At 70.2% G+C, this 8071-nt stretch carries 6 protein-coding genes; 1 reads left to right on the plus strand and 5 read right to left on the minus strand.

Going from position 1 to position 8071, the window contains the following annotated elements; translation table 11 throughout:
• Positions 1 to 86: 86 nt before the first annotated feature.
• The 5 genes from pgl to tkt are packed head-to-tail and all read right to left on the minus strand — an operon-like array spanning position 87 to position 6689.
• The gene (gene pgl / locus ACFC1X_RS40425) at positions 87 to 872 is read right to left on the minus strand and encodes a 6-phosphogluconolactonase (protein WP_122614864.1); all 786 of its coding nucleotides are present in this window, start codon (positions 870 to 872) and stop codon (positions 87 to 89) included.
• Positions 869 to 1924 (minus strand): glucose-6-phosphate dehydrogenase assembly protein OpcA, encoded by a 1056-nt coding sequence (gene opcA / locus ACFC1X_RS40430; protein WP_376364670.1) that lies wholly within the window; start codon positions 1922 to 1924, stop codon positions 869 to 871. The genes pgl and opcA overlap by 4 nt, the downstream gene beginning before the upstream one ends.
• Positions 1921 to 3444, minus strand: a complete 1524-nt coding sequence (gene zwf, locus ACFC1X_RS40435) for a glucose-6-phosphate dehydrogenase (protein WP_376364673.1) — start codon at positions 3442 to 3444, stop codon at positions 1921 to 1923. Before zwf ends, opcA begins: the two co-directional genes overlap by 4 nt.
• Before the next feature lie 4 nt (positions 3445 to 3448).
• Positions 3449 to 4567, minus strand: coding sequence for a transaldolase (gene tal, locus ACFC1X_RS40440; protein ID WP_376364676.1), 1119 nt, complete (start codon positions 4565 to 4567; stop codon positions 3449 to 3451).
• A gap of 34 nt (positions 4568 to 4601) precedes the next feature.
• The gene (gene tkt, locus ACFC1X_RS40445; RefSeq protein WP_376364679.1) at positions 4602 to 6689 is read right to left on the minus strand and encodes a transketolase; all 2088 of its coding nucleotides are present in this window, start codon (positions 6687 to 6689) and stop codon (positions 4602 to 4604) included.
• A 361-nt stretch (positions 6690 to 7050) separates the two neighbouring features.
• Here tkt and ACFC1X_RS40450 point away from each other — a divergent pair, with 361 nt between their 5' ends.
• Positions 7051 to 8019, plus strand: coding sequence for a heme o synthase (locus ACFC1X_RS40450; RefSeq protein ID WP_376364682.1), 969 nt, complete (start codon positions 7051 to 7053; stop codon positions 8017 to 8019).
• Positions 8020 to 8071: the final 52 nt, after the last annotated feature.

Here is an 8071-nt window from a genome sequence, read left to right on the forward strand (position 1 = left end):
AAGCCGACCGGCACCCGTCAGCCAAACCCGCCAACTTGGTACCGAAGGCAACTCATGTGGTGCCCGACCGACTCACAACCAGATCACTAGGCGGACGCCGGCGGGTACAGCGACCTCGGCAACTGGGACGCCGCCGCCGAGTCCAGCAGCCACAGGGTGCGGGCGCGGCCCTTCGCGCCGGCCGCCGGGGCCTGGATCTCGCCCGCGCCCGACAGGGCCATCGCGACCGCGTTCGCCTTGTCCTCGCCCGCCGCGAGCAGCCACACCTCGCGGGCCGCGCGGATCGCGGGCAGGGTGAGCGAGACGCGGGTGGGCGGCGGCTTGGGGGAGCCGTGGACGCCGATCACCGTGCGCTCCGTCTCCCGCACGCCCGGGTGCTCCGGGAACAGGGAGGCGACGTGCGTGTCCGGGCCGACGCCCAGCAGCAGGACGTCGAAGGACGGCACCGCGGCGTGGTTCTCGGGGACGGACGCCTCGGCCAGCTCCCGCGCGTACGCCGCCGCCGCGGCCTCCGCGTCGGCGCCGTGCGGGCCGTCGGACGCCGGCATCGCGTGCACCCGCTTCGGGTCCAGCGGCACCGAGTCCAGCAGCGCCTCCCGCGCCTGGGTGACATTGCGCTCCGGGTCGCCCTCGGGCAGGAAGCGCTCGTCGCCCCACCACAGGTCGAGGCGGCTCCAGTCGATCGCGTCCCGGGCCGGGGACCCGGCGAGCGCCGCGAGCAGGCCGTTGCCGTTGCGTCCGCCGGTGAGGACCACGGACGCGCTGCCCCGGGAGGCCTGCGCGTCCACGATCTTCGTGATCAGCCGGGCCGCGGCGGCCTCGGCCATCAGCTCCTTGTCGCGGTGGACGACCAGCTGAGGGGTCTCGCTCACTTCGCCGCCGCCTTCCTCACCGGTGTCTTCTCCTGCGCCGCGTCCTTCGCGCGGGCTTTCGCGACCGTTTCGACGGGAGCGGCGACCGCGACGGCGCCCTCCCCGCCGTCGGAGCCTCCTTTGGCCGGGGCGTTCAGCCGTTCCACCCCGTAGCGCAGCGCCGAGGCGTAGGTGTCGTCCGGGTCGAGGCGCCGCAGCTCCTCCGCGATCAGCTCGGCCGTGTCGCGGCGCTTGAGCGCCACCGCGCGGGACGGCTGGCCCTGGATCGACAGGTTCGCGAGCGACCCGTCGGCCCGGTCCAGGACGACCGGACCGCAGTCGGTGTCCATCCGGACCGCCGTCAGACCCGGGCCGCTCGACGCGGAGCGCTTCACCGGCACGTCCAGCCGGTCCGCCAGCCACATCGCCAGCAGCTCGCAGCTCGGGTTGAACTCCTCGCCCTCCACCTCGACCGCCTGCACCTGGCAGTCGACCTGGTCCAGGGCCGCCGCCAGCATCGAGCGCCACGGCGTGATGCGGGTCCACGACAGGTCGGTGTCGCCCGGCGCGTAGGCGTCGGCGCGGGCCACCAGCTCCCGGACCGGCTCCTCGCAGGCGTAGGTGTCGGTGACCCGGCGCTGGGCGAGGGCGCCGAGCGGGTCCCGGGCCGGGTCCAGCGGCGCGTTCACCGGCCACCACACCACGACCGGCGCGTCCGGCAGCAGCAGCGGCAGGACCACCGACTGGGCGTGGTCGACGACGTCGCCGTACAGCCGCAGCACGATCGTCTCGCCGGTGCCCGCGTCGGCGCCGAGGCGCACCTCGGCGTCCAGCCGGGACCTGGTGCGGTCCCGGGGTGAGCGCGAGACGCGCTTGATGACGACGAGCGTGCGCGAGGGGTGCTCGTGCGCGGCGTCGCTCGCGGCCTTCAGCGCGTCGTAGGCGTTCTCCTCGTCGGTGACGATGACCAGCGTCAGCACCATGCCGATGGCCGGGGTGCCGATGGCCCGGCGGCCGAGGACCAACGCCTTGTTGATCTTGCTGGCCGTGGTGTCCGTGAGGTCCGTCTTCATGGGCGGCGCCAGCTCCGTCCGTCTCGCTCCAGCATGTCGTCGGCCTCGACGGGGCCCCAGGTGCCGGCCGGGTACTGGGCCGGGGTGCCGTGCTGGTCCCAGTACACCTCGATCGGGTCGAGGATCTTCCAGGACAGCTCGACCTCCTCCGTGCGCGGGAAGAGGTTCGCGTCGCCGAGCAGCACGTCCAGGATGAGGCGCTCGTATGCCTCGGGGCTGGACTCCGTGAAGGACTCGCCGTACGCGAAGTCCATGGACACGTCCCGGATCTCCATCGACGTGCCCGGCACCTTGGAGCCGAAGCGGACCGTGACGCCCTCGTCGGGCTGGACGCGGATGACGATCGCGTTCGAGCCGAGCTCCTCGGTGGCCGTCTGGTCGAAGGGGGAGTGCGGGGCCCGCTGGAAGACGACCGCGATCTCCGTGACCCGGCGGCCGAGGCGCTTGCCGGTGCGCAGGTAGAAGGGGACGCCCGCCCAGCGGCGGTTGTCGATGCCGACCTTGATCGCGGCGTAGGTGTCGGTCTTCGACTTGGGGTCGATGCCCTCTTCCTCCAGGTAGCCGACGGCCTTCGCGCCGCCCTGCCACCCGGCCGCGTACTGGGCGTGCACGGTGTCCCGGCCCAGGTCCTTCGGGAGCCGGACCGCGCCGAGCACCTTGGTCTTCTCGGCGGCCAGCGCGTCCGCGTCGAAGGAGGCGGGCTCCTCCATGGCGGTCAGCGCGAGCAGCTGGAGGAGGTGGTTCTGGATGACGTCGCGGGCGGCGCCGATGCCGTCGTAGTAGCCGGCCCGGCCGCCGATGCCGATGTCCTCGGCCATCGTGATCTGCACGTGGTCGACGTAGGACCGGTTCCAGATCGGCTCGAACATCGTGTTGGCGAACCGCAGCGCCAGGATGTTCTGGACGGTCTCCTTGCCCAGGTAGTGGTCGATGCGGAAGACCTGGTCGGAGCCGAAGACCTCGTGGACGATCGCGTTCAGTTCCTCGGCCGACCTCAGGTCGTGGCCGAACGGCTTCTCGATCACCGCGCGGCGCCAGGAGCCGCTCGACTGGTCGGCCAGCCCGTGCTTCTTCAGCTGCTGGATGACCACCGGGAAGGACTTCGGCGGCACCGAGAGGTAGAAGGCGAAGTTGCCGCCCGTCCCCTGTGCCTTGTCCAGCTCCTCGATGGTGCCGCGCAGCCGCTCGAAGGCGTCGTCGTCGTCGAAGGTGCCCTGGACGAAGCGCATCCCCTGGATGAGCTGCTGCCAGACCTCCTCGCGGAACGGCGTACGGGAGTGTTCCTTGACGGCGTCGTGCACGACCTGGGCGAAGTCCTCGTGTTCCCAGTCGCGGCGGGCGAATCCGACGAGCGAGAAGCCCGGCGGCAGCAGACCCCGGTTGGCGAGGTCGTACACGGCGGGCATGAGCTTCTTGCGGGAGAGGTCGCCGGTGACGCCGAAGATGACCAGACCCGACGGCCCCGCGATACGCGGGAGCCGTCGGTCTGCGGGGTCACGCAGCGGGTTGCTGCTTGACAATGTCCTAGCCCTCCGAGGGGGCGAGGCGCTTCAGCTCCGCCTCGGTCGACTTCAGCAGGTCGTTCCAGGAGTCGGCGAACTTCTCGACGCCCTCCTTCTCCAGCAGCTGGACCACGTCGTCGTAGCCGATCCCGAGCTTCTCGACCGCGTCGAGGTCGGCGCGGGCCTGCTCGTAGGTGCCGGCGACGGTGTTGCCGGTGATCTCGCCGTGGTCCTCGGTGGCCACCAGGGTGGCCTCCGGCATGGTGTTGACCGTGTTCGGCGCGACCAGGTCGGTGACGTACATGGTGTCGCTGTACGCCTTGTCCTTCACGCCGGTCGACGCCCACAGCGGACGCTGCTTGTTGGCGCCGGCCTTCTCCAGGGCCGCCCAGCGGTCGGAGGAGAAGACCTCCTCGTACGCCTGGTAGGCGAGCCGGGCGTTGGCGACGGCGGCCTTGCCGCGCACGGCCTTGGCCTCGTCGGTGCCGAGCGCGTCGATCCGCTTGTCGATCTCGGTGTCCACGCGGGACACGAAGAAGGACGCCACGGAGTGGATCTGCGAGAGGTCCAGGCCGCGCTCCTTGGCCTTCTCCAGGCCCGTCTGGAAGGCGTCCATGACCGCGCGGTACCGCTCCAGCGAGAAGATCAGCGTGACGTTGACGCTGATGCCCAGGCCGATGGTCTCGGCGATGGCCGGCAGGCCCTCCAGGGTGGCCGGGATCTTGATGAAGGTGTTGGGGCGGTCCACCAGCCAGGCGAGCTGCTTGGCCTCGGCGACGGTGGCCTCGGTGTGGTGCGCGAGGCGCGGGTCCACCTCGATGGAGACCCGGCCGTCCTTGCCGCCGGTGGCGTCGAAGACGGGGCGCAGGATGTCGGCGGCGTCGCGGACGTCCGCCGTGGTGATCATGCGGATGGCCTCTTCGACCGTGACCTTGCGGACGGCGAGGTCGGCGAGCTGCTGGTCGTAGCCGTCGCCCTGCGAGATCGCCTTCTGGAAGATCGACGGGTTGGTGGTGACGCCCACGACGTGCTGCTGGTCGATCAGCTCGGCGAGGTTGCCGGACGTGATCCGCTTGCGGGACAGGTCGTCCAGCCAGATCGCCACGCCTTCATCGGAGAGGCGCTTGAGTGCGTCTGTCATGGAAAATGCATCTCCTACGTGTCGTATACGGGCGTCAGCGCCGAGCCGCGGCGAGGGATTCCCGCGCGGCGTCGGCCACGTTCTCGGCGGTGAAGCCGAACTCCTTGAAGAGCACCTTGCCGTCGGCCGAGGCACCGAAGTGCTCCAGCGAAACGATGCGGCCGGCGTCTCCCACGTACTTGTGCCACGTCAGGCCGATACCGGCCTCGACCGCGACACGGGCACGCACGGACGGGGGCAGGACGCTGTCCCGGTACCCCTGGTCCTGCTGCTCGAACCACTCGACGGACGGCATCGACACCACGCGCGTGGGCACACCGTCGGCCTGGAGCCGCTCGCGCGCCTCCACGGCGACGTGCACCTCGGAGCCGGTGGCGATGAGCACGACCTCGGCGTCGCCTCCGTCGGCCTCGAACAGCACGTAGCCGCCCTTGGCCGCGTCGTCGTTGGCCTCGTACGTCGGCACGCCCTGGCGGGTGAGCGCCAGACCGTGCGGCTGGCCCTTGCCGAACTCCTTCGTCCAGCGGCGCAGGATCTCGCGCCAGGCGATCGCCGTCTCGTTGGCGTCCGCCGGACGGACCACGTTCAGACCCGGGATGGCGCGCAGCGAGGCGAGGTGCTCGACCGGCTGGTGGGTCGGGCCGTCCTCACCGAGACCGATGGAGTCGTGCGTCCACACGTACGTCACCGGCAGGTGCATCAGCGCCGACAGGCGGACGGCGTTGCGCATGTAGTCGGAGAAGACCAGGAACGTTCCGCCGTAGATGCGGGTGTTGCCGTGCAGCGCGATGCCGTTCATCTCCGCGGCCATCGCGTGCTCGCGGATGCCGAAGTGGATGGTGCGGCCGTACGGGTCCGCCTCGGGCAGCGGGTTGCCCGCCGGGAGGAAGGACGACGTCTTGTCGATCGTCGTGTTGTTCGAGCCGGCCAGGTCGGCCGAGCCGCCCCACAGCTCGGGCACGAACGCGCCGAGCGCCTGGAGCACCTTGCCGGACGCGGCGCGGGTGGCGACGCCCTTGCCCGTCTCGAAGACCGGGATCTTCTCCTCCCAGCCCTTGGGCAGCTCGCCCCTGGCGACGCGCTCGTACTCGGCGGCGCGGTCGGGGTTGTTGTCCCGCCACTGCTGGAAGGCCTTCTCCCACACGGCGCGGGCCGCCTGGCCGCGCTCCAGGGCGCCGCGGGTGTGCTCGATGACCTCGTCGGAGACCTCGAAGGACTTCTCCGGGTCGAAGCCCAGGACGCGCTTGGTGGCCGCGACCTCCTCGTCGCCGAGCGCCGAGCCGTGCGCCGCCTCGGTGTTCTGCGCGTTCGGGGCGGGCCAGGCGATGATCGAGCGCATGGCGATGAAGGACGGCCGGTCGGTGACCTTCTTCGCCGCCTCGATCGCCTCGTACAGCGCGTTCGGGTCGAGGTCCCCGTCCGGCTTCGGGTCGACGCGCTGCACGTGCCAGCCGTACGCCTCGTAGCGCTTGCAGGTGTCCTCGGAGACGGCGGTCTCCGTGTCACCCTCGATGGAGATGTGGTTGTCGTCCCACAGCAGGACCAGGTTGCCGAGCTGCTGGTGGCCCGCGAGCGAGGACGCCTCGGAGGAGATGCCCTCCTGGAGGCAGCCGTCACCGGCAATGCAGTAGATGAAGTGGTCGAACGGGGAGGTGCCCTCGGCGGCCTCCGGGTCGAACAGACCGCGCTCGTAGCGGGCGGCCATCGCCATGCCCACCGCGTTGGCGACACCCTGGCCCAGCGGGCCGGTCGTCGTCTCCACGCCCGTGGTGTGGCCGTACTCCGGGTGCCCGGGGGTCTTGGAGCCCCAGGTGCGGAAGGACTCCAGGTCCGCCAGCTCCAGGCCGAAGCCCGCCAGGTACAGCTGGGTGTAGAGGGTCAGGGACGAGTGGCCGGCGGACAGCACGAAACGGTCGCGTCCGACCCAGTTCGCGTCGGCGGGGTCGTGCCGCATCACCTTCTGGAAGAGGGTGTAGGCGGCGGGCGCCAGGCTCATCGCCGTACCCGGATGGCCGTTGCCAACCTTCTGTACGGCATCGGCGGCCAGGACGCGGGCGGTGTCCACGGCCCGCTGGTCCAGTTCGGTCCACTCGAGGTCTGTGGTGGTCGGCTTGGTGCTCACCCTGAGTCAGGGCTCCTCTCCACATGTCGGATGCCGGTGCACGTGGGCGCCCACCGGCTGCCGGCGCGTCCGTGAGATCGGCCGGCCGCTGTCGAGCCTACCCCCGTAAGTACGTGCGTTTTTCCGCTGGAATCCAGACTGCCGGGACTCTTCTCGATCCGCCTGTCGACTGGGCGAAACCGCATTCGGCATGTGAATACGGCGCCGCTCATCTGACTGCTCAATCGACTGTCCGAACGCACGTCGGAGCACCCCTTCCAACACGACCCCACCCCCGCGAAGGCCGAGGTATGGGCAACGTCTAAAGTGGCGTGGTACGCGCGAGCCTTTACCGCCACTTCACACGGTCGGGCTTGCTGGGATGTCTCTGTCAGGGGTGTGCGTGACGGCCGTTGAATCCCGTCCTGCGGGGGTAATCGGGACGAGCCAGAGCCCGAGTCACCGGCCGTTCGGGGCCCGTGTCAAGGCGTTCGTGGCGCTGACCAAGCCGCGGATCATCGAGCTTCTGCTGATCACCACCGTTCCGGTGATGTTCCTCGCCGAACAGGGTGTTCCGGATCTGGGACTGGTGCTGCTGACCTGTGTCGGCGGTTACCTCTCGGCCGGCGGCGCGAACGCGCTGAACATGTACATCGACCGCGACATCGACGCGTTGATGGACCGCACCTCGCAGCGCCCCCTGGTGACCGGCATGGTCAGCCCGGCGGAATGCCTCGTCTTCGGCATCACCCTGGCCATCGTCTCCACCCTGCTGTTCGGCCTCACCGTCAACTGGCTGTCGGCCTGGCTCTCGCTCGGCGCGCTCCTCTTCTACGTGGTCGTCTACACGATGATCCTCAAGCGCCGCACCTCGCAGAACATCGTCTGGGGCGGCATCGCCGGCTGCCTGCCGGTGCTCATCGGCTGGTCGGCCGTGACCAACTCGATGTCCTGGGCGCCGATCATCCTCTTCGGGGTGATGTTCTTCTGGACGCCGCCGCATTACTGGCCGCTGTCCATGAAGGTCAAGGAGGACTACGCGCGCGTGGGCGTGCCGATGCTCCCGGTCATCGCCTCCAACAAGGTGGTCGCACGGCAGATCGTCATCTACAGCTGGGTGATGGTCGTGGTGTCGCTGCTGCTGACCCCGCTGGGCTACACCGGCTGGTTCTACACGGCCGTCGCGCTGGTGGCGGGCGGCATGTGGCTGTGGGAGGCGCACGGGCTGCAGAACCGCGCCAAGGCCGAGGTCACGGGCGGCAAGCTCAAGGAGATGCGGCTCTTCCACTGGTCCATCACCTACGTGTCGGTGCTGTTCCTCGCGATCGCGGTGGACCCCTTCCTGCGCTGAGGCCCTTGGGGGCCGTGTCCGACGGGCGGGGTGCGTGGCCAAGGCCACGCAC

This window comes from Streptomyces sp. NPDC056128, assembly GCF_042263835.1.
In the GTDB taxonomy this organism is placed as follows: domain Bacteria; phylum Actinomycetota; class Actinomycetes; order Streptomycetales; family Streptomycetaceae; genus Streptomyces.

Excerpts from the sequence above, each read along its gene's own strand:
- ACFC1X_RS40450 (WP_376364682.1), top strand. The coding sequence starts at position 7,051 with ATGTCTCTGTCAGGGGTGTGCGTGACGGCCGTTGAATCCCGTCCTGCG.
- opcA (WP_376364670.1), bottom strand. The coding sequence starts at position 1,924 with ATGAAGACGGACCTCACGGACACCACGGCCAGCAAGATCAACAAGGCG.
- tal (WP_376364676.1), bottom strand. The coding sequence starts at position 4,567 with ATGACAGACGCACTCAAGCGCCTCTCCGATGAAGGCGTGGCGATCTGG.